Source organism: Veillonella parvula, assembly GCF_032550495.1.
Classification (GTDB): domain Bacteria; phylum Bacillota; class Negativicutes; order Veillonellales; family Veillonellaceae; genus Veillonella; species Veillonella parvula_G.
On sequence record NZ_JAWFZJ010000006.1, the window covers coordinates 50,476 to 76,060 of the forward strand.

A 25,585-nucleotide genomic window follows, 5' to 3' on the forward strand; every position below is an offset into this window, starting at 1 on the left:
TTAGTAGTTAGTTGAATTGAAGCTATCTATATAGATAACCAATCTTAGTAAATTATTAGTTATGAGACTAATTGATATATGGAATATGATATAAACTAAATTTGTTTTTTAAGAAAAGGAGGTGGAATTATGCAACGAAACTTAGATAAGGATGATATACGTGATGCGTCGGATTTGCTAACTCATATTGATGGCTGGGAAAAGACTGGTTCTTATGATGCGGAGGCTATCGAGACGCTCGATCGATGGCATGCGAAACGAGAGCGTATTCATCGTGAAGCAGAGGCTTTGTATACGCAAATATACGCATCTTATGAGGCCTATGTAGATAGCTATGAAGAACAACATCATAGCATGGCGCCTGAACGTATAGCGGCTGATCTTATGAACCATAATATGTCGGATAGCCATATAGGTACTATCGGTCGTGCTCTTGAAGACGTACAAGTGGAGGGGACAGACCTCTCCGTTATGCAGCAAGCCGTAATGACACCGGCCTATGAGCAACGGTTGTGGAATATATTGCATGATGTAAACAGCTTGCTTCTTGAAGAGGACCAATTCTTTGGTTACTTTTACTTACAAATGACTCATCGCATTCGCTTTGATATGGCCAGTGCTTTTGGTATTAATCTTAAACAGGGCGGATATGTATTATATGTAAATCCCTTTATCTTGTTACGCCAATCGCCTGATGTGATGAAGGATGGTATTAAGCGTGAAGTTCTTCATATCATTTCTGCTCATTTGATGCGGGTAAAAGCGCTGAGCCAAGGCTTTCACAAAACAGCAGTCCATATGGCTATGGATATGGTCGTAAACGATTACCTTGAACATGTAGACCGTGATGCGGTAACGGTAGCCAATGTAAATGCACGCTTTGGTTTGTTATTAAAGCGTTTCCGTACCATTGAATACTATGCGAAGGCTATTGATAAGGTCATGAAAGAAAAACCAGACCTCTTTGTGCCTATTGATAACGCAGATACGGCGGTTGCTATGGAGTTTGACCCTCAAACCAGCCATGATATTTGGGATGAATCCGATCCTATTGATACAGATACGATGGACCAAATCACGGAGCGCTATATCAACGAAGCCTCAAAGGGGGATATGGAAGGCTATGTGAAAAGCCTTATCGATACATTCCAAAAGACACGTCGTGCCTTGCCTTGGTATTTCTACCTTAAAAAGCTAATGGGCAAGGTAGCGAGTGGATACAAAAAAACGACGATGCGTCGTAATCGTCGTCAACCTGAGCGTTTGGAGTTGTCTGGCACATTACGTCAACATAAGGCAAATGTATGGGTAGCTCTCGACATGAGTGGCAGTATAACTGATGTGGAGTTTACAAATGCTTTAGAGCAAGTGCTACAAATCGTGCATGCTTATAACCATCGTATTACTGTTGTAGAATGTGATAATGAAGTACGCCGCACCTATACGATGGAATCCGTGAAGGATGTGAAGCCGCGCCTCGATGTGCGTGGTGCTACAGCCTTTACTCCTGTATTCTCTCTGGTTAATCAAAACCGTGTAGATTTACTTGTATACTTTACAGATGGCAAAGGGGAAGAGCGACTACGAGAGGCGCCAAGAGGCTATAAGGTGCTGTGGGTATTGACCGGTGAGAATCCACAATTATCTTTGCATAATCCGTACGGCATGGTTCGTGAACTCGGTTATGTGGGGATTGATGAAACTCAGGATATTGATGAGTTTGTACGTATGGCCAACCGCGGTGGCTTTTCTATGGCTAATCAAGAAATTTAGTATATTAGGTCGCATGTTTTTTTATAGGTTTAATCTTGAACCAAAATGGTATACAAAAATGACGCAATCCAGCGGATTGCGTCATTTTTAGGTCTGTGGATCTTTTATTAGTTGTTAAGCTCAATAGAGGAGCCTGGATCGATAATGAGTGCTGTTTGGTTATATTTGCCTTCTACAAGACTTGTAAATACACCTGGTTCACGGTCGATAACAGGCCATGTTTTGTAGTGAATTGGAATGGAAATACGCGCTTTTACATAAGAAGCAGCAAGGGCTGCATCTTCAACTCCCATTGTGTAATTATCACCGATAGGAAGAAGTGCGTAATCGATTTCACCAAAGCGATTTAATAATTTCATATCGCTAAAGAGTGCTGTATCACCAGCGAAGTATAGGATATCTCCGTAGAAATCTACGATACAACCTGCAGCGTGACCGCCAGGGATGCCAGCGCCATGGAAGGCAGGAACCATTCGAACAGAACCGAATTCAAAGTCGAACTTGCCACCTAAATGCATGGCGTGTGTACGACAACCGGCAGCTGCTGCTTTACCCGCTACCTCAGCCGTAGAGATAACGAGGGCGTCATTTGCTTTGGCAATAAAATCTGTGTCTCCATAGTGATCATCATGGCCATGACTGACAAAGATATATTGGCATTTGATATCTTCTTTTTTAGCGATATCCCATGTATTACCGGTCAAGAATGGGTCGAAAATCATGGATACATCGCCACGTGTGAGCATAAAGCAAGCGTGACCAAAATAAGTTAGTTTTGTTTTCATAGGAACACTTCCTTCCTTGTACATACAATTCTTAATTCTATTGTATAATATAATAAATGAAAATAAAACTATTGGTGATAATTTATACATAATTAGTAAGGATATATTATGGATTTAACACATTTTGATCAAGATGGTAATGCTTGGATGGTAGATGTATCAGATAAGGATATTACAACTCGTACTGCTGTGGCAGAAGGCTTTATTACTATTAATGATGCAATTTATGAACGCATTGCAGCGGGAACAATAAAAAAGGGGGATGTTCTTAGTGTGGCTCAATTGGCAGCTATTATGGGGGCGAAACAGACGAGTAATCTCATTCCCCTTTGTCATCCGTTAGCATTAACTAAGGTTGAGGTGCATTGTATTCTTGTTGATGGTGAAAGTCCAGCCTGTACGGATGCTACACATAATAGAGCTGTTAAAGTTCATGCTACCGTAAAAACGACAGGAAAGACAGGTGTTGAAATGGAGGCACTTACGGCGGTTCAAGTAGGACTTTTAACAGTCTACGATATGTGTAAAGCTATTGATAAGGGGATGATTATAGGCCCTACATATCTTGTAGAAAAAGAAGGCGGGAAAAGTGGACATTTTGTCCGTTCCTTTGTAGAATAATATAGATATAAAGAATAGGGGATTGAAAATGGAAATAGTACTTTATGAGCCTGAAATTCCAGGCAATACAGGAAATATAGCGCGTTTATGCGCCGCCAATCATATGACCTTACATCTCATCAAACCCCTTGGCTTTTCTATTAATGACAAGCACGTAAAACGTGCTGGCCTTGATTACTGGCACTTGGTAGATGTACAGGTACATGAAAATATTCAAGAATTATATGAGAAATATCCTGATCGTAGATATTTTTATGCCACTACCAAAGCAAAGCATACTCATTCCGAGGTGAAATATGAAATCGGTGATATGCTCGTCTTTGGCCCTGAAACAAGAGGATTGCCTGAAAGTTTATTAGAGGGGAAAGAGGATACATGCATTCGTATACCCATGGTAGATGAAGCACGCTCTCTAAACTTATCTAATGCGGTGGCAATCATAGCTTATGAAGGTATGCGTCAACTTGATTATCCAGACCTTAAGGCTGAAGGCAATTGGATTCAATCAAAATAAATAGACTTTTACAATTGAGAAATATATTATACGTATGTGTTAGAAGATCTACCAAATCTATATGACCGGTAGCGATTTTAACGGTGTTGTTTGGAGGAGGATATTATGAACTACGATAAAGCTCATGATTTAGCTCACGCAATGCGTGAATCTGAAGAGTACAAAGAGTTAATGGCTGCTCAGGAAGCAGTGAAAGCAGATGCAGTAGCAACGGGTTTGGTTCGCACATTTATGGCTCAACAAATGCAATGGGAATATGCTAAGTTGTCTGGTGCTCCAGAAGCGGATGAGTTGCAAAAGAAACAAGAGGAATTGATGCCTCAAATTCAAGAAAATGCTGCAGCGGCTGCTTATTTGCAAGCGCAAATGCGTTGGAGCCAGATTTCTAATGATATTTATAAAATCATTAGTGAACCAATCACTGAGGGGATGAAAGTGTTAGATCATGGCGAACAACAACCAAAACATTAAGGTATTACAAACAGCTTTATTAGAAAAATTACCAAGTACACGTGTACGAGAGCAGGAGCTTCTTTGTCATCATACGACATTCAAAATTGGAGGACCTGCGGACTTATTTATTGAACCTACTACGATGGCAGAACTTAGTTTTACACTTCGTACCATTCACGAATTAGATGTGCCTGTAACTATTATTGGTTGTGGATCTAATATTTTAGTGAAAGACGGAGGTATCCGTGGCGCCGTCGTATCAGTTCGACATATGACCCAAATCATGGATTGTAACGAAAACACATTGTGTATTGGTTCCGGGTATATGTTAAAGGATGCTTCTGAATTTGCTTGGGAGAATAGTTTATCTGGCCTTGAATTTGCCATTGGTATTCCAGGCACACTTGGTGGTGCCGTATTTATGAATGCAGGTGCTTATGATGGGGAAATGAGCCATGTAGTTACTGCAGTGAGAGCCGTAGATTTCCAAGGAAATATTAAAGAGTATGATGCATCTCACTTGGACTTTGCTTATCGTCATAGTGTATTCCACGATAATCATGAAGTTATTGGGGAAGTCATTATGACACTCAAACCAGGCGACAAGGATGCCATCAAGGCACGTATGGATGAGTTAACAGAAAAACGTGAATCAAAGCAACCTTTGGAATATGCCAGTGCAGGTTCAACCTTTAAGCGCCCACCAGGGTACTTTGCAGGTACATTGATTGAACAAACAGGCCTAAAAGGTTTGTCTGTAGGTGATGCGCAAGTATCTCATAAGCATGCTGGCTTCGTAATCAATACAGGTAGTGCAAGTGCGAAGGATGTACTTGACCTGATTAGTGAGGTACAACGTCGTGTGTATGATCAACATGGTGTACATCTCGAACCAGAAGTACGCATGATTGGTGAAGATTAATACAAATTAAATACTAATATAAGATTTCTTATGTAATGTTACTCTTTTAAGGATGACGGATTCATAAGAAATCTTTTTTTATAGTTTTTAAAAGAGTATGATAGGTTTATAGTTAGTTCATATTTTGGAGGCGATGATATGAATACTTTGTTGGCCCAGGAGATTTATGATAAAGCGCTAGCGTGTGGGTATGACAGTTGTGGTATAGTGCCTCTTGATGTACTTGATTTTTATAAAGAACGGTTGATAAAGCGTTTAGAAGATGTACCTGAAAGTAAAGAGGTATATGCGCATAGTAAAGATTTTTTAGCATTAAAAGAAAAGTATCCTTGGGCACAATCCATAGTGGTTTGTACTGAATATTTTGGTGATTATAAGTTTCCTGTATCTCTTCGAAACCGATATGCAAAAGGGTTGTTGTTATCTTTGTTAAATATTCCTCACAGTGATGAGTTTAAACGACGGCAATCTTTTGAAGTCTGGCTTGGTGAAAATGGAATACGATATATTGGCGGTGAAACGGCGAAACCTGCCGGAATTATTCCTTTGCGGCCCGCTTCGGTAGCAGCTGGTTTAGGCATTTATCGAAAAAATAATTTTTTTTATGGACCTAAAGGTTCTAGCTATGAACTGGTAGGCTATTTAATTGATGAATCCTGTGAGTATATTCAACAGTTAGAGATACCACCATGTCCGGATTCTTGTAATTTATGTCAGCAAGGGTGTAGGACAAAATCCTTATCTGCACCGTTTACTATGAATCCGTTAACATGTGTATCTTTTATTAATACATTCGGTGATGGTAAGTTACCGGATGGTGTCACAGACGATATGCTGGAGGCGTGGATATTAGGTTGTGATAACTGCCAGGATGCATGCCCTTTTAATGCAGACCATGACTGGAGCATAGGGCTGGATTATCCCGGACTTGATGAATTAGAGCCGTTGCTACAGCCAGAATATATTTTGAAAGCCTCTGATGTGGAGATTATAAAAAAGCTGATTCCTAAATTCTGTTTCCATTTAACAGATAAACAAATTCCGTTGTTGCGTAAATCTGCTAAGCGGGCGATAGCGCGTAAATAGGTTTTTGTCCTAAGATGAGTCAAAAGTATAATCGAATGTTGAAATTGCCATGATTAGAATAGGTGTACTATTTTGACTTTTTTCTATAGACTGCGTTATAATTAACTGTTGCCATTTTTGGAAAATATACCTACATAGCTACTTTCACAGAGGCTATGTGATATAGAATATACTGAAAGAATTAAAGGGAGGATCTTATGATTCGCGAAAATCTTCGTAATGTAGCGATTATCGCCCACGTTGACCATGGTAAAACTACTTTGGTGGACGCATTATTAAAACAAAGCCATGTGTTCCGTGAGAATGAAAAGGTAGCAGAACGCGTAATGGACTCCAACGACTTGGAACGTGAACGCGGTATTACTATTTTGTCTAAAAACACTGCTGTTATGCATGATGGCATCAAAATCAACATCGTTGATACTCCAGGCCATGCTGATTTCGGCGGCGAAGTGGAACGCGTACTTAACATGGTTGATGGCGTATTGCTTCTCGTAGATGCTTACGAAGGTCCAATGCCTCAAACTAAATACGTTTTGCGTAAAGCATTAGAGCAAAAATTGAAACCAATCGTAGTTATCAATAAAATCGACCGTCCTGACCAACGTGTTAAAGAGGTTGAGGATGAAGTCCTTGAATTGTTCATGGAACTTGAAGCTGATGATGATCAACTCGACTTCCCTGTGGTTTACGCATCTGCTCGGTCCGGTGTGTCCAAAACCAACTGGGATGATGAAGCTGTAAACATGGAACCGTTGTTCAAAACATTGATTGATGAGATTCCGGCACCACAAGGTGATATGGAAGGCCCTCTTCAATTCATGGTAACTACACTTGATTACGATAACTTCATCGGTAAAATCGCCGTAGGTCGTATTGTACGAGGTAAAATGAAAACTAACCAACAGGTTGCCATCATGAACGGTGAAAGTACTCGTAAAGCGAAAATCGGTCGCGTATATACATACAATGGTTTGAATCGCGTTGAAACTGATGAAGCTGAAATGGGTGATATCATCGCCTTTGCCGGTATCGACGATATTAATATCGGCGAAACGGTAGCGGATGCTGAAAATCCTGAAGCATTGCCATCCATTTCCATCGACGAACCAACATTGTCCATGGTGTTCTCCGTAAATAACTCTCCATTCGCAGGCCGCGAAGGTGAATTTGTTACATCCCGTCACTTGCGTGATCGTTTGTTCCGCGAAGTAGAAACTAACGTATCCATGAAAGTGGAAGAAACTGATTCTGCAGATGCGTTCAAAGTATCCGGCCGTGGCGAATTGCATTTGGCTGTATTGATTGAAACTATGCGTCGTGAAGGCTATGAATTACAAGTGGGAAAACCTCGTGTAATTTTCAGAACTATTAACGATCAATTGTGTGAACCGCTCGAAGCGTTGACCATCGATGTACCTCAGGAGTTTATGGGGACTGTAATGGAAAATCTTGGTCAACGTAAAGCTGAGTTGACTAACATGGTTGAATTGGCCGGTTATCTTCGCATGGAATTCGTAGTTCCGGCTCGTGGCCTGATCGGTTTCCGTGCACAATTCTTAACAGCTACAAAAGGTAATGGTATCATGAACCATGTATTTCATGGCTATGCACCATATAAAGGTGAAATTCCTTCCCGTACACGTGGTGCTTTGGTAGCATTCGAAAATGGCGAAACTACTCCATATGGTTTGAACTCCGTTCAAGATCGTGGTACATTGTTCGTTGGCCCTAACCAAGACGTGTATGCAGGCCAAGTTATCGGTGAAAATACACGTGAACTTGATATGGATGTTAACCCATGTAAGAAAAAACATGTTACCAACATGCGTTCCAGTTCCTCTGATGAAGCGGTACGCTTGACTCCACCTCGTATCTTCTCTTTGGAACAAGCTCTTGAGTGGATCAACGATGATGAACTTGTTGAAGTAACACCTGAAAGCATTCGTATGCGTAAAACAATTCTTGATCGTAACGCACGTGCGAAAGCAGCGAAGAATAAAAAATAGTATCTCATGCGGATATAATGGCGCTCCTTAAGGAGCGCCTTTTTTATCTAATCTATAAGTATTTATCTAACATATTCTTACAAGTCATATATTCATGAAAATAGGTGATAATTTTATCATTTATGATTATTGGGTATAAAAATGAGTTAATATACTAAATACGCATAATAACTTGCTGATAGGGGTATTGGTATATACGAAATATTTGTAACGCTGTATAATAATAACAAGTTTATTGAAAAAGTTATTGATTATGGAGGTTCTTATGAATAAGAAAATCTTAGCTTCTTTATTTGCAGTAGGTTTAGCTGCAGGTTGTGTGTGTTCTTCCGTTGATGCGCATGGCGTATTCTTTGCTAACCGCTTAGATGAAAAGGCGCTAGTACTTGGCGAAGGCCCTGTTGATGATGCGTATAGCCCAGAAATGGTAAAAAGCATCATTGGCTTAGATAACAATGGCATGGTAATTCCTGTACAAGTTATTAAACATGAAAAAAATGTAGTAGTTGTACCAAATGATAAATTGGGTATTACAGTAACTGACTTTGACTATGGTTATTGGACAAAAGACAAAGATGGTAAAACTGTTCATAAACCAATCTCTGAAGTACCAGGTGCTCAAAAAAGTACACATGCCATTAAATATGACGTTCACTACTGGAATGCAGAAGCAAAACCTTTCAATAATAAAGATGCTTTCATTCAAATCATTCCATCTGTTAACCCATTAACTCTTAGAAAAGGTGATACATATGAAATCCAAGTCTTGAAAGACGGTAAACCATATGCAAATGCACCTCTTATTAAAGACGTAATTAATGATCTTACTAATGAAAGCCAAGCAGATGCTAATGGTAAAGCAACTGTTACTGTAAGTGCTAATGGCCTTAACGTAGTAGGCGTTGAAGTGGGCTTCCCAACTCAAACTAAAGGTGAGCAAAATAAATACTTCAGTGCATTGTCCTTCATCATCAATCCTGAATAATATAGGATATAACTATTTACTAAGTGTGTGAAATAAACAAGACCTCCTAAGTTGGACTTAGGGGGTCTTTTTATATTTTTAGGGTGTACGTATAAATGCGTTCTGTGAGAGCCTCGTATTAGGCGGGGTAAGAAAGAGAGATTTTTATGAAATTACAACGAAATGTATCGGCTGTGATGGCTGCGTTGGTATTAACTGGAATGACCTGCTCTGCATTTGCTACAGAAATTAATGCCACAAGTGATAAAGCGGAGGAATTGCTTGGATTAACAATGGGGTCACCTGTACAAACAAAACCAGAAGTTAAGCATATAGAAGATACCTTGACGGTTAATGTGCATGGTAAAAGCTTAACAGAAACAGGTAAAAGTAAGAATGTAACGGGCATCTATAATGGTTTTGGTTCACAATTGACGGTGGATAAAGATTTGATTGTACGTCTTAAGAATGATGCACCAGCGTCAAAAAGGGAACTCGGTCATTACTATATGAGCGCTGTGTATGCTGGTTACGGCGGTAAAGTGCCAAGACTCAGCAAGGACAATCCTGATAGAGATTATGGAGATACTAATATTCATGTCAAAGGCAATGTAGATATCGATGCTATCGGTGTCGGTTTACAAGCTAATCAACGTGGTCATATTATTGTTGATGGTGGTGGACGTATCATCACGCATCCTTTAGAAACTTCTGATACTTACTCTGTGGTGGCAGAAGAGGGTGATGTATACGTTAATACTGGTTCTGACGGAAAACATCCGGGTTCTAAGGAATTGGTCGCTGTTGGTAATGTAGGGTTAATTAATAAGGATTATGGACGTGATCCAAATCATAACGAAACGCCAACGAATATAGCATTAGCTTTTACAACACCTAATTCTAAACTTACGGGTGCCGTACTAAATGAATATGCTGAAAGCAATAAGAATCCTCATAATTCTGGTGCTGACATTTACTTACAAAATGGAGGAACTTGGAATAATGAATGGATTGGTATGGAGCGTCCTACCCCTAAAAGAGAACGTCCATCTGGGGATAATGCAGCATATCTATACAAGGGCAGTAAGGTTCGCAATCTCGTAGGTGGATCAAGTCCATCGGCAGCCGGTATACTTCATCCTATTGATGCACGACCTATTACAATTCAAAATTATAGCGGCTATGTGAATGCTGTTTATAAGGCCGGTGTTCCAGCTAGTGAAAATGGAAAGGGGAATATCGTTGTTGAACATGCTGCAGACAATAGCCATATTACCGTTCAAGGTGAACATTCTGGTAATACCATTGATGAGGCAAGTTATAAAAAGGAAATACAAGCCTTAGCTGATAAATTACAATATACGGGCAATGATAAGAAACTGAGCACAACAGTTCAAATTAATGAAGGTATTACTAGTCCTGGTGCTGTTGCAGAACTAGGTGCAGATCATTTTGACTCACAGGGGCGTCTTGTTGTAAATGATACAACAAAGATTAATCGTGCTAGTGAATCATCCTTAGTGAGTGGTTCAAAATCTGCTCTTACATCGACCGCTATGGCATGGAAGAGTAATACCAATGATTTACAACGCCGTTTAGGAGATCTTCGTCTAGCTAATACAAATCAAGGTGTATGGGCGAAATATATAGGCGGTAAATCTAAAATCACAGACGGTGCTGATGCACATATGACGTATAATGGCGTACAAGTTGGCTACGATCATAAAGTATCTAATGGTTGGATTTTTGGTGGTGCTATTGATTACAGTACTTCTAGTAATTCATACGTTAATGGTAGTGGGGACGGTAAACTTGGTGGTATTGCCTTATATGGTACAAAACATCATGACGATGGTCGTTATTTAGATATCATTGCACGTGGTAATAGATTATCCAATGATTATAAGCTCTACTCCGTAGGTGGACAACGTGTGAACGGTGATTACCATACATATGGCACATCCTTAAGCGCTGAATATGGTAAACGTATTAAGAAGGAAAATGGCTTCTACATCGATCCTAGTGTAGAATTTATTGTAGGCCGTTTGAATGGTGTATCCTATGATGCTTCTGTTGTCGGTGGTGGTTCTATGCATGTGAAAGCTGATGCTGTGAACTCTGCTGTAGGCAGACTTGGTATTGGCATTGGAAAAGAAACAGAAAAATCCAATATCTTCGTTAAATTAGCATTAGCGCATGAATTCTCTGGTAAGGCAAATACAACATATTCCGCACCAGGCAATCCAACAGTACAAACAACAGTAGATTTGAAGGATACATGGCTCGATGCTGAAATTGGTGGGGCTTGGAGTGTCCGTCCTAGTACATATCTATATGGTACATTCACTAAAAACTTTGGTGCTATCGTAGAAAATACATGGCGCATTGATGCTGGGATACGGCATAATTTTTAATTGAATATTGCATTAATGGTCCTTATAGCGTATGCTGTAAGGACCATTAGTATATAAGGAGTTTTTTATGATTAAGTTTCTATTCATTAGGAGTTATAATGGTTAATATTTTATTCATCTGTCATGGCAATATTTGCCGTTCTACGATGGCAGAGTTTTATATGAAGCATATCGTTGAGCAGGCTGGACTAAGTGATTCTATTTATATTGAATCAGCAGCTACATCTCGGGAGGAGATAGGGAATGATACCCATTATGGGACTAAACAGAAATTAGATGAAATGGGTATTCCTTATACTCGCCGCAAGGCACGTCAAGTGACGATGGAAGATTATTACAACTTTGATTATCTCATCATTATGGATGAAAATAATGCGCGTAATTTAAAGCGTATTATTGGGGATAACGTAGATGCTAAGGTTTACAAGGCAATGTCTTTTGTTGGTGAAAGCCGTGATGTGAAGGATCCTTGGTATACGGGGAACTTTGATGAAACCTATGATGATGTCAGTCGTAGCTGTGATGCTCTACTAGCAGTGCTTAAAGAGAAACTTTAAGCGAAATATATATACTGATGGGTCCTCAATGGTAGCTGAAATTTTAATCTACATTGAGGGCTTTTCTATAAGCCTATCTGTCTCATATACTTTATACTATCGAACCATAGCGTAATATGGTATAATTTTTAGGTATTCATGCGCCTATAGCTCAGGGGATAGAGCGCCGGTCTCCGGAACCGGGTGCGCAGGTTCGAATCCTGCTAGGCGCACCAAAAAAAAGGCTTCTCGAAATTTTGAGAAGCCTTTTTTGTATGTATTAATGGGAGAGAAATACATGGCGATATATGCATGAACTAGTTAGAGATAGATAAATACATGAGCTGAGGTGCTGATAAGATTTCGATATAGAGTTTTATATTTAATAATATCGAAATAACATAATAAATGTGATTTGGGTAACACATTTTGTTTTGAGAATGATGTACAATAAGGATAGCTATATGAAAATCTGAACATCCTAGCCGGAACACTAGGACATATAGGGGAGCGTTAAATTACGTAGTGAATTTAACTAAGTGAATATTACTTATATATGTATCAATAGCCCATCCATTTAGGTATGGGGCTATTTAGAGGGGATAATATGACAAACAAAATACAAGAGCTTACCGTCAATGAAACTTGGCGTGATGAGCAAGACGCATGGAACCATCGTTCCGAGTACTTTGTAGAAATGCACAATCGCGAGGATCGCAAGGCACAGGTCACTGATTTTTTAGCCTTCTTAAAGGATGAAAATTTATTACCTTCATCGAATGGTCGTACACTTGATGTAGGCTGTGGTGTTTGTGACTACGCACTTGGGTTAGCTCGGGAAGGCTATAAGGCGACTGGTATCGATTTATCTGATGGTATGATTCGCGGTGCTAAACAATTGGCAGAGTCAGAAGGTTTAGATCTTAGCTTATATATTGGACCTTGGTCTGATGAAACTCGTCGAGAATTAGGTTGGGATAAAAGCTTTGACTTGGCATATAGTATCTTCTGCCCGATTATGTTTGATGTAGAAAATATTCGCGCCATGCACGATGCAAGTAATGATAAATGTTTATGGATTGCATTTAGCGAACGGAGCGACGAAATGGTAGATATGTTATCTGAACATTTCTTTGGACGTGATTCTTTTCCATGGGATGGTAAGATGAAAGAGTGTTTAGATACTATCCATGAGATGGGGCATAATGTAAAAGTAATTTATAAAACGGTTCCTGAAACAGAGGTTATGTCTCTTGAAAAGGCAGTTAATTATTTTACCATGCGACTTCATAATAATGGATGGGGAGACATGGAAGACATGAAAGAAGAGATTAGAAATCTCATTGAGCCACTAGCTATTGATGGAGAAATCCATAATAAGACTGTTGATAAGGTGGCTTGGGTTTCATGGTCTGTGAAATAGGAGAGAAACATGACAGTTGATGAGAAACGTAAGTTAGAACTAAAAACTATGTACCAGATTATTGGCATCTATTGTCATAATAAGCACCACACTCCTAAAGGACAACTCTGTGAGGAGTGTCAAAAAGTTTGGCAATATGCTGAACATCGTATAGATGTATGTCCTCATATGGAAAGCAAGACCTTCTGCAGCGTGTGTAAAACGCATTGCTATGCGCCTACGTATCGTGAAAAAATACGTGAAATCATGCGCTATGGTGGACCTAGAATGTTATTTATATCACCAATTCAAGTTATTCGCCATATGTATTTAGAGTGGAAGGATAGAAAAAGGAGTCGTACTTCTTATGAAAACTGATATGATTGTAAAGACAGGAATGTTTGTAGCATTGACGGTTTTACTATCTTATATATTTGCTATTCATACTACATTTATACATATTACCTTTGGATTTTTATCAACCGCTATATTTGGTATTCTTTATGGGCCTATGGCAGCAGGTATAATGGCTGCTATTGCCTGTTTTATAGGTATGTCTTTATTTGGACAAGGGGTATTCTTTCCCGGCTTTATCATATCTGAATTTCTTGTAGGCTATGTGTATGGGTATTTTTTACACGGACGTAATGTTACATTTAAACAATTACTTTTACCGGAGACGATTGTTACTGTATGTATACATCTGATATTAAATACAATATGGCTCACAATATTTTATAACAAAGCAGTATCTGCTATATTTATTGGACGTCTTATTAAAAATATCATTTGTTTCCCTTTAGAAATTGCATTGATTTTAATTGTGTATAAAGCAGTCAGTAAGTTTATGGTACAAAAAAAGCCATAATCTTACAGTATACTAAAATGCACCCCTAACATTAGATTATATGTTAGGGGTGCATTATTATTTGTAAATATAGCGTTTTACGCGAGTGCTTTGTCCAATACAGTTTTGATTAAAGATTTTGTTTGGGCATAGCTTTCACCAGGTTGTGCCTCGTATTGTTTGTCGAGGTCGAACCATAAGTTCGGATAGTATTCATATGGGTGAGTTTTGAAGAGCTCATGAGCATCTTGATCTTCAACCCAGTTGATATGAATATCTGCGTATGCAGGATTTTCTGCAACGAGTTCATCGATAGCACGGAATGCATTAGCGCAATAAGGGCAACCGTTTAAATGGAAACCTAATATTTCTTTCATGATATTCAGTCCTTTCAAAATAGAATCTACATATATTTCTATAATTTGAGATTTTATACATATTCATGTACCACAACATATGGTACACTACTGAGTATAACATATCTATATAAGATATTCAATTTTTTAGATATATCAGATGTGAATATTGAGAATTCGATATGCATGCATTATATAAATAAGGAGATACCTATGATTTCAGGCGCACAGTATCTGGTAAAAGCCCTTCAAGAGGAGCAGGTAGAGTTTTTATTTAACTATCCTGGGGCGGCTACTATTGATATCATGGATGAATTATATAAGCAAGATAAGGTAAAAGTGATTTTGCCGCGTCATGAGCAAGCATTGGCCCATGCGGCAGATGGATATGCTCGTAGTACCGGTAAAGTAGGGGTTTGTATGGTAACCTCTGGACCTGGTGCTACAAATCTTGTGACTGGTATTGCTACTGCTTATTCTGATAGTGTTCCTCTCGTTTGTATTACAGGTCAAGTTGACTTGGGTCTGATGGGCAATGATGCGTTCCAAGAAGTAGATACTGTTGGCATTGTACGCAATATCTGTAAATATGCTGTTACCGTTCGTGATCGTAAAGAGCTTGGTCGTATTTTGAAAGAAGCCTTTTATATTGCTCGCACAGGTCGACCAGGTCCTGTGGTTGTGGATATTCCTAAAAATATTCAAAAGGCTATGGGCTCTGATGAGTATCCTACTGAGGTTAATATTCGCGGTTACAAACCAAATACCACTGTTCACGTAGGTCAAGTTAAAAAGGCCTGTTCTATTATTAGTAAAGCTAAAAGGCCTCTATTCCTATTAGGCGGTGGGGTAAGCATTAGTGGTGCTAACGACCTTATGATGGAGTTGGTTAAAAAAACAGGGATTCCTGTAGTAACAACATTGATGGGGAAAGGTGCTATTGATAGCCGTCATCCATTGTATCTTGGTAATGTAGGGATTCATGGTGGCTATGCGCCTAATGTAGCCATAACTGATTGTGACGTGATGATTTCTATTGGTACGCGCTTTAATGATCGTATTACTGGTAAACTAAGTACCTTTGCACAAAATTGTAAGATTATCCATATTGATGTAGATGCGGCGTCTATTTCTAAAAATATTAAGGTTGATATTCCAATCGTAGCAGATGCTAAATTGGCTATAGAAAAAATCTTAGAATATATTGAACCTCACGATCTTGGCGACTGGCCAAAACAATTACAGCAACTTAAGGCAGAGCGCCCTGTCACTCAAGCTGACGAAGAGGGGTTAACACCTCAAACTGTTATCGAGTACATCAATCATCATTATGAACATCCTATCGTTACAACCGATGTGGGTCAAAATCAATTGTGGACTACCCAGTTCCTTGATGTGAAAGGTCAATATCAAATGTTGACGTCTGGTGGCTTAGGGACTATGGGCTATGGTTTCCCTGCTGCATTAGGGGCGCAAATGGGAAATCCAGATAAGCGTGTATTTGCCATCTGTGGTGATGGTGGCGTGCAAATGAATATCCAAGAGTTTGCCACTGCTATGCACTACCGTTTGCCTGTGACGCTAATTATTTTAAATAATGGTTTCCTCGGAAATGTACGCCAATGGCAACAATTATTCTACGATAAACGTTACGCTTGTACGAACTTGATGATGGATGAAAGTGCCATTGTTACGCGAGACATAATCGACAATGATGAGTTTGAATATGTACCCGATTTTGTGAAATTGGCAGAAGCTTATGGCGCAAAGGCAATGCGTATTACAAAGGTAGAGGACATCGAAAAAGGATTCCAATTGGCGGATACTTTCAAAGATGGCCCTACATTACTTGAGTTTATCATTCCAACAGAACTCAATGTGTTGCCAATGGTACCAGCAGGTAAGTCTTTAAGTGATATGTTGTTGAAGGATAAAAAATAGGAGGGGCTATGGAAGTACATATGAAAAAACGCTGTATTTCAGCGTATGTAGAAAACCAAATCGGTGTACTAGCTAAGATTTCAGGCCTCTTCGCAGGCAAAAATTATAATCTTGATACATTGACTGTAGGGGAAACTGAAGATTCTACCATGTCTCGTATGACGATTGATCTTACTTGTGACGATTTGACATATGAACAAATCATTAAACAGCTTAATCGCAGTGTAGAGGTGATTAAGGTTATCGACTTTACGGACATGCGAATTACGAAAAAAGAATTACTATTTATCAAGGTCAATAGCTGTAAAGAAGCGGATAAACAAGAAATCTTCCGCATTGCCCAAACCTTTGATCTATTAGTTGTGGATTATAATCGTAAATCTGTACTAGTACAATGTGTAAAGACCGTATCTAAAAATAATGACATGATTGCCTTATTTAAAGATATGTTCGTCAATCGTATTGAAGTTGTACGCGGTGGTAGCGTAGCTATCGAAGCATTATCTACACCTGATAGATAAGGTGTGTACTCTAGCACTTTAAAAGCGATTTAGGTCTATTCAAATATATAATACATGTATTTGAATAGACCTATTTTTTGTGGCTTAAAGCGTGTACAACTTAATATGATATAATATGTATATCGAGCATTATTGATATAGAGACCTTGGTTGTATGCCAAAGTCTTTTTATATAGGAGGTACTATGAGCTTATTAGATGATATTTTAGCCCATAATCGAGAATATGTAGAAGATCAAAATACAGGTTATGTAGATACAGATACAAAGTGTAGTAAAATGCCTAGTCGTGAAATGGCAATTGTTACATGTATGGATACACGTCTTGTTAACTTCTTAGAAGATTCCATGGATATTGGGCGCGGTGAAGCGAAAATCGTAAAGACTGCAGGTAACTGTATTACAGGTCCCTTTGATGGCGTTGTGCGTAGTTTACTTGTTTGTATTTATGAGCTAGGTGTTAACGAAATCTTTATCATTGGTCATCACGAATGTGGTATGGCAAAAACTACGGCAAAAGATCTAACAGAAAAAATGTTGGCTCGTGGTATTGCACCAGAAGCGATTCATATGGTCCGTAAAGAAATGGAACGCTGGGCTGATGGCTTTACACATCCTGCTGAAAATGTAGAGGATACAGTAGACGAATTACGTATGAATCCTTTGATTCCTAAAGATGTGCCTATTCACGGTCTTATCTTCCATCCTAGAACGGGTGAAATCGAAGTCATTGTTAATGGCTATACACAAATGAAACAATATTATGAAAAATAGTAGGGGAATTCTTTAATAGAGGTATTGTGAATTGAGCAATATAGATAGATTAGATATATTTGAGGTAGCGTGTAAACATTTTCTTACGGATCTTTCAAATTTTAAAAATCTCATTTCCACTCAAGTTCGATCATTAGATGGTCTAGAATGGGCTTTTGATAAAGGTTCCACTAAGGTTTGTAGTGCTGACGAAACGGGCTTAAAAAAACGCTGTAAGGTTGGCGTAAAATATAGATTACAGGTCGAGTTATCTCAAGCTGATGCAGAAACTATTTGGATGGAATTTAGTCGGTTTTGGAGTGCCACTACTTTAAATCAGGTTGAAAGAGTATGCAGCAATGAAGAATTAGGTCGCTATCAATTTATAGCTAATAATTCTATCGGCGATGAGCTTATCTGTGATATCTATTTACCTAATGAATGGAATATACCGCAATTAAATATGTTGGGATGTATTTCTGCTAGATATAGAAAAGTAGATATTCAAGAAGTATAGAAAAATCTTATAAAACTTAACGTTAAGTTTTATAATGTGTTCATATTAGTACTTAATACATATTTACATAAAGGACCTATATGAATAAGAGTAAACTATTAAAAACAACTGTAGCTATTGTGGTTTTGGCTGTATTAGTTACTGGAGGCTATGTATATAAAGATGCCATACAGAGTCGTATAGCTAGAACAGCGGCTGTGGTGAGTGGCCAAGAGATAAAGCCACTCCTCGATTCTGAAAGTCGTTATATTCGGCAAATTGTAGCTCAAGATAACAGCACGAGTCGTACTATTATGTGGCAATCAGATAGCAGTGAAGCTGATGCGGTAATAGAGTATCGTCTTGTTGGATCCGATATGACTCAAACGATAAGAGCTACAGACAAAGCTTTTACCGATGATGGTAGTACTACCTATATCCATGAGGGGACATTAACTGGTTTGGCGCCTAATACTAAATACGAATATCGAGTTGGTTATGGTAGTGATCGCCGTAGTGCTTGGTATTCCCTGGAAACGGCTGGCGCCAGTGTGTATGATGTTCTTATCTATCCAGACTCTCAGTCGGGGGATTATTCTCAGTGGGAACGAATTGTAAAAGATTCAGCAAAACGCAATCCGAATACAGCCTTGTATATTAGCATGGGCGATCTCGTAGATAATGGGGAGCAGGCATATCAATGGCGCACTTGGTTAAATTCGATTAAACCATTAAGTGCTAATGTACCGTTATCAACGACTTTAGGCAACCATGAGATGTATACATTAGATTGGAAAATGCGTGAGCCTTATGCGTATTTGAATTACTTCGCTGTACCACCTAATGGGAATGAAACCTTTAATCGACGTTATTATTCCTATGATTTTGGCGATGTACATTACGTTGTATTAGATACGATGTTATATGAAAGTAATCATGAGGACAATCATGATACGCATCATCCTGATTTATACGATGTACAGGTTCAATGGTTACGCCAAGATCTTGCAGCTAATACGAAAAAATGGACTGTCGTTCTTATGCATAGAGATTCATTCCAATATGCCTTTGACCGACCAGGTGCAAGTCGAGATGTTGGTTTCGATGACGAGGGTGTATTATTTATGCCTATCTTCGATGAATTTAATGTGGACTTAGTCTTATCTGCTCATTTACATACATATCGCAACCGCGGTCATGTGCGAAACTTTGATCGAGACCCATCTGGTCCATTATATATTCTTACAGGAATAGCTGGTGATGCACGACGTCCTAAGTGGAAGCAACATCCTTTAGATGTATATGTAGCACCTCAGCCTGAAACGAATAATTATATGTCTATGACAGTGACACCGAATAAGCTGATTGTAAAATCATTTTTACCTGACGGCACTCAGCTTGACGAATCAGTCATTGAAAAATAAGAAAAGACACCTTCTTTGGAAGGTGTCTTTTTTTGTCTATTCTTCTCTAATGAAAGGTTGCAATAATCTATGAGTAAAATTGATTTACAATATAACAAATAAAAATACAGTAGATTTGTATAAATACTTGCTAATTATGGTAGGTAGTATTATAATACGTGTATAGATTATAAAAATGCACAAAATATGTATAAAATATACATACAGTGTATAAAGGAGATAGAGTAATGAATGCATTACAAGATTTAATAAAAACTTATGCCTCCCAATATAAAGAACAAGTTGTGGAATGGCGCCGACATATTCATAGCCATCCAGAGTTATCTGGTGAAGAGAAACATACATCTTTATTTATTCAAAAGGTGCTTGGTGAACTAGGAATTCCCTTTGTAAACGATATTTCTGATTATGCTGTTATCGGTAAGATAGAAGGTGCTCATACAGGCCCTGTTATTGCATTGCGTGCCGATATGGATGCGTTACCCATACATGAAATAACAGGCTTGCCCTTTGCTTCACAAAATGAAGGTGTTATGCATGCCTGTGGTCATGATAGCCACATGGCAATTTTACTTGGTGCAGCGGCGATTCTACAATCTATTAAAGATCAATTACATGGGACCGTGAAACTCGTATTTCAACCTTCAGAAGAAGAAGCTTTATTTCCAGGGGCTCAAGGTATTGTCGATAGCGGCATCCTCGACGATGTGGATGAGATATATGGACTTCATGTGTGGCCTCAATTGCCAGTGGGAACTGTAGGTCTTAAAAAAGGTAATCTCATGGCTGCATCCGATCACTTCCTCGTACACATTAAAGGGAAAGCTACTCATGGTGCAGAACCTCATAATGGGGTAGACGCAATTGTAGCAGCCGCAAACTGGATTGTAAATGTGGAATCCATGGTGGCTCGCGAAACGAATCCCATGGAAAATCTCGTGTGTACAATTGGAGTGATTAATGGTGGTGATCGATACAATGTGGGCTGTGGTGATGTGTATTTTGAAGGTACTTGTCGTACCTATGAACCAGAAAAACGTGATTATATTGAGCGACGTTTGGGTGAAAGCTTACAGGCCCTAGATGTGATGTTTAAAACGGAAAGCACTTTGGATTATAAACGTGGTCATGGTGCTACTATCAATAATCCAGAGGCTATCGATTACGCCACATCTATCGTAGAAAAATATTTTGGCAAAGAAGCGGTGGTACATCCTGAATTTCCGTCTATGACGGCAGAAGACTTCTCTGCCTATCTTCATAAAATCAAAGGTGCTTTTCTTTGGTTAGGCACTGGCTTTGAAGGCAATCCAGCCTTGCATAATGCAGCTTTCACCATCGATGAAAGTATCCTTGAACCAGGTATCACAATGATGGCTGCTATTGCCGCCGAATTTTTACAAGAAAAGTAGTTAAATAAGTAGTTTGAAATAAGAGGTTATCATGAAAAGTTTACAACATACATCATTTAAAACAATGCTTCAATACGCACCAGAAGAAATTAAATACTTCTTGGACTTAGCAGCTAAATTAAAAGCAGATAAAAAAGTGGGCAAAGAAATCAAAACATTAGTAGGTAAAAACTTTGCATTAATTTTTGAAAAAGACTCAACACGGACACGTTGTGCTTTTGAGGTAGGGGCTGCGGACCAAGGTGCTCATACAACATATCTTGGCCCTACAGGTTCCCAAATGAATAAAAAAGAATCCTTAAAAGATACAGCTCGTGTTCTAGGATCTATGTATGATGCTATCGAGTTTAGAGGTTTTGATCAAGCCGATGTAGATACATTAGCTGATTATTCTGGCGTACCTGTTTGGAATGGGCTTACCGATATGGATCATCCTACACAAACATTAGCAAATTTCTTAACCATACAAGAAAATATCGATAAACCGTTGAATAAAATTTCCTTTGCTTATGTTGGACACGGTCAATCAAATATGTGCAATGCCTTGATGAGTGGTGCCGTTAAAATGGGGATGGATTTCAGACTCATTGGCCCTAAACAATACTGGCCAGCTGGTCCATTCTACGAAGAGTGCTTAAAAGTGGCTAAAGAAACGGGTGCTACTATTACTTGCACAGATGATGTAGCTGAAGGCGTTAAAGGCTTAGATGTTATTTACACTGGTGTGTGGGTAACGATGGGTGATACTTACGATATGTGGGAGGAACGTATCAATACCTTTAAACCATTCCAAGTAAATGGAGAAATGATGGTATTAACTGGCAATCCGAACACGAAGTTCTGCCACTGTTTACCTGCGTTCCACAACACAGAAACACAAGTAGGTAAAGATATTTATGAACGGTTTGGCATGAATGGCATTGAGGTGACCGAAGAGGTATTCGAAGGTTCAAACTCTTTAGCGTTCCAAGAAGCAGAAAATCGTCTCCACACGATTAAGGCAGTTATGGTTGCTACCTTTGGAGATTATCCATTGAAATAAATTCATCCTCCTAAATGGTGATGAATTGTATAGTTTGTTTCCTATTTATATTGGATAAAGGGCTATATAAATAGGTGTGAGTCACCAATAGGTGAGAAGTGAGGTTTATTATGACACCCCATAGAGTATTTATTGTTGGTCATGAAGGCACAACTGGTCTTAGAATTCATGAACGATTATCCGATCGAAAAGATATAGAGCTCTTAGCGACTGCTGATGAGGATCGCAAAAATGTAGAGGCCATTAAAGTGGTTGCAAAAAAAGCGGATCTTGTATTTCTTTGCTTACCTGATGTGGCCTCTAAGGAAATTATGGCCGCTATTGGTGATTTTCCATGTAAGGTTATTGATACTTCTACAGCGTTTAGAACTACAGCTGGTTGGGCATATGGGTTCCCAGAACTTGGTGAAAGCTACAAAACATCTATTGCAACTAAAAAACATATTGCAAATCCTGGCTGTCATGCGAGCGGTATGATTGCTTGCATAGCTCCTCTTGTAAAAGCAGGACTCGTGCCAGTGGATTATCCTTTCACCATTACATCTTTAACAGGTTATAGCGGTGGTGGCAAGAAGATGATTGACCAATATGAAAGTAGTCCTAAGGACTATTTCCTTTATGCTCCACGTCAATATGGGCTTGGTCAAGAACATAAACATTTACCCGAAGTACAACATGTATGCGGCCTTAGTGAAGCTCCAATTTTTATGCCAATTGTTGATGATTACTACTCTGGAATGGAGGTTACCGTAGGTATTCATAGTCGTTTATGTCATAAACCTGTTTGTATTGATAAGGTACAACAAACGTTAGAATACTTTTACAAAGATAGTACAATCATTACGGTTGCACCATTTACTGAAAATAGCAATAGCGGTATGTTAAACGCTAATCAATTAAGCAATACGGACAGCATGAAAATCAATGTCACTGGTAACGATGAACGCATTATGGTTCATGCCATTTTCGATAATTTAGGTAAAGGTGCATCAGGTGCCGCCGTTCAATGTATGAATATCGCATTGGGCTTACCAGAAAATACTGGTTTAGTATTAGATTAGAGAGGGAACTATGAAGGATGTAACAAATGCAATGCGGGCGCATATCTTAACGGCGGCCGTTCCATATATAAAACAATACACAGATCAGTACGTTGTCGTTAAATACGGTGGCAATGCCATGGTGGATGAAGAGTTAAAGAAATCTGTCATGAAGGATTTACTATTACTTCGATTAGTGGGGGTAAAAGTTGTGCTCGTTCATGGTGGTGGTCCAGCTATTAATAGCACCTTAGAGGCGATGCAAATTGAATCACATTTTGCTAATGGATTACGTGTTACCGATGAAGCAACGATGGATGTTGTACAAATGGTGCTAGCCGGTAAGGTGAATAAAGGGCTCGTGGCGGATTTAACGGATCTTGGTGGCAAAGCTGTTGGCCTTTGTGGCGTAGATGGCAACATGATTCAAGTTCATAAACAAAACGAAGAACTTGGTTACGTAGGTTATATTGATACTATTGATACGAGCATTATCCATGACGTAATTAGCCGTGGCTATATTCCAGTTATTTCTTCTATCGGCATGGGAGCCGATGGCAAGACCTACAATATTAATGCGGATACCGTAGCCGCAAAGATTGCAGGCGCTCTCAAGGCGGAAACAATGGTGGCTATGACCAATATTGATGGTGTACTGCGAGATGTGCATGATCCAGATTCTTTAATTTCTAAAATTACGATGGCCGAGGCCGCTCAGTTAAAAGTGGATGGTGTCATTGCAGGCGGTATGATTCCAAAGGTAGATTGCTGCTTAGAGGCCATAGAAGCTGGGGCACAAAAGGTATTTATCATCAATGGTGAAATTCCACATGCTATTCTTATCGAGTTATTAACCGATGAAGGCCTTGGCACCATGTTTGTTGCTTAATATAGTAAACATAATACGGGTAATCATCTATTGGGTATCTTTTACATAGATAGACGACGGCATGACCGTACATTTGGAGGATATAATGAGTAATGCAATCGATTTTGAAAAACAAGATAAAGAATATATAGCCAATACGTATGGTCGGTTCAACGTATGCTTTCAAAAAGGGAAGGGGTCCCTTTTGTGGGACGTAGATGGTAAAGAGTACATCGACCTTGGCTCTGGTATTGGCGTAACGGCTTTTGGTGTTGACGATGATGAGTGGACTGACGCTGTTACTAAGCAGTCTCATGCGTTGAATCATATTTCTAATTTATACTATTCTTTGCCACAGATTGAACTAGCGAAACAGCTCTGCGCGAAAACGGGGATGAAAAAGGTGTTTTTCTCTAACTCTGGTGCGGAGTCTAACGAATGTGCTATTAAGGCAGCTCGTAAATATAGCCATGATAAATACGGAGAAGGTCGTCATGTAGTTGTTACCTTGGTCAATAGTTTCCACGGTCGTACTATTACCACCTTGTCTGCTACAGGACAAGATGTATTCCATCAACATTTCTTCCCATTTACGGAAGGCTTTATTCACACACCAGCTAATGATATTGATGTGGCTTTGAAAGTCCTTGCTAATCCAGCTGTTTGTGCCATCATGATGGAACCTATCCAAGGTGAAGGTGGGGTTATGCCCTTAGATAAAGAGTTTGTCCAAGCGGTAACAAAATATGCGCATGAACACGATCAACTGGTACTCATCGATGAGGTACAAACTGGTAATGGTCGGACTGGCAGCTTATATGCATACCAACAATTTGGTATCGAACCAGATGTGGTATCTACTGCAAAAGGTTTGGCCGGAGGGCTACCCATGGGTGCCACCTTATTCAATGAAAAGATGCAATATGTATTAAATGCTGGTGCTCATGCTACTACTTTTGGAGGTAATCCAATCTGCGCGGCTGCAGGTAATACCATCATTAGTCGTTTAACTCCTGAATTTCTCGATTCTGTAAAAGCAAAAGGGGAATACGTAAAGGAGACCTTAACTGATAAACCTGGTGTCATTGGTGTTAGCGGTATGGGACTCATGCTTGGCATTGAAACTACGGTTGATGCTAAAACCGTTATAGAGAAATGCATTGAAAAAGGTGTTGTATGTTTATCTGCTAAAAATAAGGTACGTCTTTTACCAGCCCTTAATATTCCACAAGAGCAACTAGAAAAAGCGATTGCTATTTTAGCGGAAGTGATTGAAGAATTAGCCGTAAAATAAGAATTCGTCTAGCTTTCATAAATATCGTTTACTATAGTTATGTAACATTGAACTATGGAAATAAACCGATGATTATATAGACTTTAGTCCGTATTCGTGTTACCCTAGAAGAAA

At 39.1% G+C, this 25,585-nt stretch carries 25 protein-coding genes and 1 tRNA gene; 24 read left to right on the top strand and 2 right to left on the bottom strand.

Annotated elements, in window-relative coordinates; genetic code table 11:
• Positions 1-129 precede the first annotated feature (129 nt).
• Positions 130-1,773 (top strand): vWA domain-containing protein, encoded by a 1,644-nt coding sequence (locus tag E6X37_RS09855; protein ID WP_316689770.1) that lies wholly within the window; start codon positions 130-132, stop codon positions 1,771-1,773.
• 107 nt (positions 1,774-1,880) lie between these two features.
• Here E6X37_RS09855 and E6X37_RS09860 read toward each other — a convergent pair whose 3' ends face one another.
• Positions 1,881-2,558 (bottom strand): metal-dependent hydrolase, encoded by a 678-nt coding sequence (locus E6X37_RS09860; RefSeq protein ID WP_008714410.1) that lies wholly within the window; start codon positions 2,556-2,558, stop codon positions 1,881-1,883.
• A 108-nt stretch (positions 2,559-2,666) separates the two neighbouring features.
• Here E6X37_RS09860 and moaC point away from each other — a divergent pair, with 108 nt between their 5' ends.
• The 13 genes from moaC to E6X37_RS09925 all read left to right on the top strand — a co-directional run bounded on the left by moaC (position 2,667) and on the right by E6X37_RS09925 (position 14,347).
• A complete protein-coding gene (gene moaC, locus E6X37_RS09865; RefSeq protein WP_316689771.1) occupies positions 2,667-3,179 on the top strand; it encodes a cyclic pyranopterin monophosphate synthase MoaC in 513 nt (170 codons plus the stop codon).
• A gap of 28 nt (positions 3,180-3,207) precedes the next feature.
• The gene (trmL, locus tag E6X37_RS09870) at positions 3,208-3,693 is read left to right on the top strand and encodes a tRNA (uridine(34)/cytosine(34)/5-carboxymethylaminomethyluridine(34)-2'-O)-methyltransferase TrmL (protein WP_316689772.1); all 486 of its coding nucleotides are present in this window, start codon (positions 3,208-3,210) and stop codon (positions 3,691-3,693) included.
• Between the two features lie 105 nt (positions 3,694-3,798).
• A complete protein-coding gene (locus E6X37_RS09875) occupies positions 3,799-4,164 on the top strand; it encodes a YlbF/YmcA family competence regulator (protein WP_008714407.1) in 366 nt (121 codons plus the stop codon).
• A complete protein-coding gene (gene murB, locus E6X37_RS09880; protein ID WP_316689773.1) occupies positions 4,139-5,068 on the top strand; it encodes a UDP-N-acetylmuramate dehydrogenase in 930 nt (309 codons plus the stop codon). Before E6X37_RS09875 ends, murB begins: the two co-directional genes overlap by 26 nt.
• A gap of 138 nt (positions 5,069-5,206) precedes the next feature.
• Positions 5,207-6,154: an epoxyqueuosine reductase gene (locus E6X37_RS09885; protein WP_316689774.1), complete on the top strand. Its 948-nt coding sequence runs from the start codon at positions 5,207-5,209 to the stop codon at positions 6,152-6,154.
• Between the two features lie 197 nt (positions 6,155-6,351).
• Complete coding sequence (gene typA / locus E6X37_RS09890; RefSeq protein WP_004698751.1) at positions 6,352-8,163, top strand: translational GTPase TypA; 1,812 nt, start codon at positions 6,352-6,354, stop codon at positions 8,161-8,163.
• Between the two features lie 265 nt (positions 8,164-8,428).
• Complete coding sequence (locus E6X37_RS09895) at positions 8,429-9,148, top strand: DUF4198 domain-containing protein (protein WP_004696641.1); 720 nt, start codon at positions 8,429-8,431, stop codon at positions 9,146-9,148.
• Positions 9,149-9,294: 146 nt separating this feature from the next.
• Positions 9,295-11,541 (top strand): autotransporter family protein, encoded by a 2,247-nt coding sequence (locus tag E6X37_RS09900; RefSeq protein WP_215675413.1) that lies wholly within the window; start codon positions 9,295-9,297, stop codon positions 11,539-11,541.
• Between the two features lie 98 nt (positions 11,542-11,639).
• The gene (locus E6X37_RS09905) at positions 11,640-12,098 is read left to right on the top strand and encodes a low molecular weight protein-tyrosine-phosphatase (protein WP_215675415.1); all 459 of its coding nucleotides are present in this window, start codon (positions 11,640-11,642) and stop codon (positions 12,096-12,098) included.
• 140 nt (positions 12,099-12,238) lie between these two features.
• A tRNA-Arg gene (locus E6X37_RS09910) sits at positions 12,239-12,313 on the top strand.
• 371 nt (positions 12,314-12,684) lie between these two features.
• Positions 12,685-13,500 (top strand): class I SAM-dependent methyltransferase, encoded by an 816-nt coding sequence (locus E6X37_RS09915; protein ID WP_215675417.1) that lies wholly within the window; start codon positions 12,685-12,687, stop codon positions 13,498-13,500.
• Between the two features lie 9 nt (positions 13,501-13,509).
• The gene (locus E6X37_RS09920; RefSeq protein WP_004696632.1) at positions 13,510-13,857 is read left to right on the top strand and encodes a nitrous oxide-stimulated promoter family protein; all 348 of its coding nucleotides are present in this window, start codon (positions 13,510-13,512) and stop codon (positions 13,855-13,857) included.
• The gene (locus E6X37_RS09925; RefSeq protein ID WP_004696629.1) at positions 13,847-14,347 is read left to right on the top strand and encodes a folate family ECF transporter S component; all 501 of its coding nucleotides are present in this window, start codon (positions 13,847-13,849) and stop codon (positions 14,345-14,347) included. The genes E6X37_RS09920 and E6X37_RS09925 overlap by 11 nt, the downstream gene beginning before the upstream one ends.
• Positions 14,348-14,424: 77 nt before the next feature.
• On the opposite strand, the gene E6X37_RS09930 is transcribed toward E6X37_RS09925, so the two are convergent.
• On the bottom strand, positions 14,425-14,703 hold the full coding sequence (locus E6X37_RS09930) for a hypothetical protein (RefSeq protein WP_004696628.1): 279 nt from the start codon (positions 14,701-14,703) through the stop codon (positions 14,425-14,427).
• A gap of 192 nt (positions 14,704-14,895) precedes the next feature.
• On the opposite strand from E6X37_RS09930, the gene ilvB reads away from it, so the two are divergent.
• The 10 genes from ilvB (at position 14,896) to E6X37_RS09980 (ending at position 25,471) form a co-directional block, all read left to right on the top strand.
• Complete coding sequence (gene ilvB / locus E6X37_RS09935; protein WP_004698611.1) at positions 14,896-16,623, top strand: biosynthetic-type acetolactate synthase large subunit; 1,728 nt, start codon at positions 14,896-14,898, stop codon at positions 16,621-16,623.
• A gap of 8 nt (positions 16,624-16,631) precedes the next feature.
• Entirely contained in the window at positions 16,632-17,144 is a 513-nt protein-coding gene (gene ilvN, locus E6X37_RS09940) for an acetolactate synthase small subunit (RefSeq protein WP_004698541.1), read from the top strand.
• A gap of 184 nt (positions 17,145-17,328) precedes the next feature.
• Positions 17,329-17,916 carry a beta-class carbonic anhydrase gene (locus tag E6X37_RS09945; protein WP_004696620.1) on the top strand — a complete coding sequence of 196 codons (588 nt, stop codon included), beginning with the start codon at positions 17,329-17,331 and terminating at the stop codon, positions 17,914-17,916.
• Between the two features lie 31 nt (positions 17,917-17,947).
• Positions 17,948-18,412 (top strand): hypothetical protein, encoded by a 465-nt coding sequence (locus E6X37_RS09950; protein WP_195394620.1) that lies wholly within the window; start codon positions 17,948-17,950, stop codon positions 18,410-18,412.
• Positions 18,413-18,492: 80 nt separating this feature from the next.
• Positions 18,493-19,815 carry a purple acid phosphatase family protein gene (locus tag E6X37_RS09955; protein ID WP_278468269.1) on the top strand — a complete coding sequence of 441 codons (1,323 nt, stop codon included), beginning with the start codon at positions 18,493-18,495 and terminating at the stop codon, positions 19,813-19,815.
• Positions 19,816-20,042: 227 nt separating this feature from the next.
• Complete coding sequence (locus E6X37_RS09960) at positions 20,043-21,227, top strand: M20 metallopeptidase family protein (RefSeq protein WP_278468266.1); 1,185 nt, start codon at positions 20,043-20,045, stop codon at positions 21,225-21,227.
• Between the two features lie 31 nt (positions 21,228-21,258).
• Positions 21,259-22,269, top strand: a complete 1,011-nt coding sequence (gene argF / locus E6X37_RS09965) for an ornithine carbamoyltransferase (protein ID WP_278468263.1) — start codon at positions 21,259-21,261, stop codon at positions 22,267-22,269.
• A gap of 110 nt (positions 22,270-22,379) precedes the next feature.
• The gene (argC, locus tag E6X37_RS09970; RefSeq protein WP_227037122.1) at positions 22,380-23,330 is read left to right on the top strand and encodes an N-acetyl-gamma-glutamyl-phosphate reductase; all 951 of its coding nucleotides are present in this window, start codon (positions 22,380-22,382) and stop codon (positions 23,328-23,330) included.
• Positions 23,331-23,340: 10 nt separating this feature from the next.
• Entirely contained in the window at positions 23,341-24,198 is an 858-nt protein-coding gene (gene argB / locus E6X37_RS09975) for an acetylglutamate kinase (RefSeq protein ID WP_316689775.1), read from the top strand.
• Between the two features lie 85 nt (positions 24,199-24,283).
• Positions 24,284-25,471 (top strand): aspartate aminotransferase family protein, encoded by a 1,188-nt coding sequence (locus E6X37_RS09980; protein WP_278468255.1) that lies wholly within the window; start codon positions 24,284-24,286, stop codon positions 25,469-25,471.
• Positions 25,472-25,585: the final 114 nt, after the last annotated feature.

Excerpts from the sequence above, each read along its gene's own strand:
- E6X37_RS09855 (WP_316689770.1), top strand. The coding sequence starts at position 130 with ATGCAACGAAACTTAGATAAGGATGATATACGTGATGCGTCGGATTTG.
- E6X37_RS09860 (WP_008714410.1), bottom strand. The coding sequence starts at position 2,558 with ATGAAAACAAAACTAACTTATTTTGGTCACGCTTGCTTTATGCTCACA.
- moaC (WP_316689771.1), top strand. The coding sequence starts at position 2,667 with ATGGATTTAACACATTTTGATCAAGATGGTAATGCTTGGATGGTAGAT.
- trmL (WP_316689772.1), top strand. The coding sequence starts at position 3,208 with ATGGAAATAGTACTTTATGAGCCTGAAATTCCAGGCAATACAGGAAAT.
- E6X37_RS09875 (WP_008714407.1), top strand. The coding sequence starts at position 3,799 with ATGAACTACGATAAAGCTCATGATTTAGCTCACGCAATGCGTGAATCT.
- murB (WP_316689773.1), top strand. The coding sequence starts at position 4,139 with ATGGCGAACAACAACCAAAACATTAAGGTATTACAAACAGCTTTATTA.
- E6X37_RS09885 (WP_316689774.1), top strand. The coding sequence starts at position 5,207 with ATGAATACTTTGTTGGCCCAGGAGATTTATGATAAAGCGCTAGCGTGT.
- typA (WP_004698751.1), top strand. The coding sequence starts at position 6,352 with ATGATTCGCGAAAATCTTCGTAATGTAGCGATTATCGCCCACGTTGAC.
- E6X37_RS09895 (WP_004696641.1), top strand. The coding sequence starts at position 8,429 with ATGAATAAGAAAATCTTAGCTTCTTTATTTGCAGTAGGTTTAGCTGCA.
- E6X37_RS09900 (WP_215675413.1), top strand. The coding sequence starts at position 9,295 with ATGAAATTACAACGAAATGTATCGGCTGTGATGGCTGCGTTGGTATTA.
- E6X37_RS09905 (WP_215675415.1), top strand. The coding sequence starts at position 11,640 with ATGGTTAATATTTTATTCATCTGTCATGGCAATATTTGCCGTTCTACG.
- E6X37_RS09915 (WP_215675417.1), top strand. The coding sequence starts at position 12,685 with ATGACAAACAAAATACAAGAGCTTACCGTCAATGAAACTTGGCGTGAT.
- E6X37_RS09920 (WP_004696632.1), top strand. The coding sequence starts at position 13,510 with ATGACAGTTGATGAGAAACGTAAGTTAGAACTAAAAACTATGTACCAG.
- E6X37_RS09925 (WP_004696629.1), top strand. The coding sequence starts at position 13,847 with ATGAAAACTGATATGATTGTAAAGACAGGAATGTTTGTAGCATTGACG.
- E6X37_RS09930 (WP_004696628.1), bottom strand. The coding sequence starts at position 14,703 with ATGAAAGAAATATTAGGTTTCCATTTAAACGGTTGCCCTTATTGCGCT.
- ilvB (WP_004698611.1), top strand. The coding sequence starts at position 14,896 with ATGATTTCAGGCGCACAGTATCTGGTAAAAGCCCTTCAAGAGGAGCAG.
- ilvN (WP_004698541.1), top strand. The coding sequence starts at position 16,632 with ATGGAAGTACATATGAAAAAACGCTGTATTTCAGCGTATGTAGAAAAC.
- E6X37_RS09945 (WP_004696620.1), top strand. The coding sequence starts at position 17,329 with ATGAGCTTATTAGATGATATTTTAGCCCATAATCGAGAATATGTAGAA.
- E6X37_RS09955 (WP_278468269.1), top strand. The coding sequence starts at position 18,493 with ATGAATAAGAGTAAACTATTAAAAACAACTGTAGCTATTGTGGTTTTG.
- E6X37_RS09960 (WP_278468266.1), top strand. The coding sequence starts at position 20,043 with ATGAATGCATTACAAGATTTAATAAAAACTTATGCCTCCCAATATAAA.
- argF (WP_278468263.1), top strand. The coding sequence starts at position 21,259 with ATGAAAAGTTTACAACATACATCATTTAAAACAATGCTTCAATACGCA.
- argC (WP_227037122.1), top strand. The coding sequence starts at position 22,380 with ATGACACCCCATAGAGTATTTATTGTTGGTCATGAAGGCACAACTGGT.
- argB (WP_316689775.1), top strand. The coding sequence starts at position 23,341 with ATGAAGGATGTAACAAATGCAATGCGGGCGCATATCTTAACGGCGGCC.
- E6X37_RS09980 (WP_278468255.1), top strand. The coding sequence starts at position 24,284 with ATGAGTAATGCAATCGATTTTGAAAAACAAGATAAAGAATATATAGCC.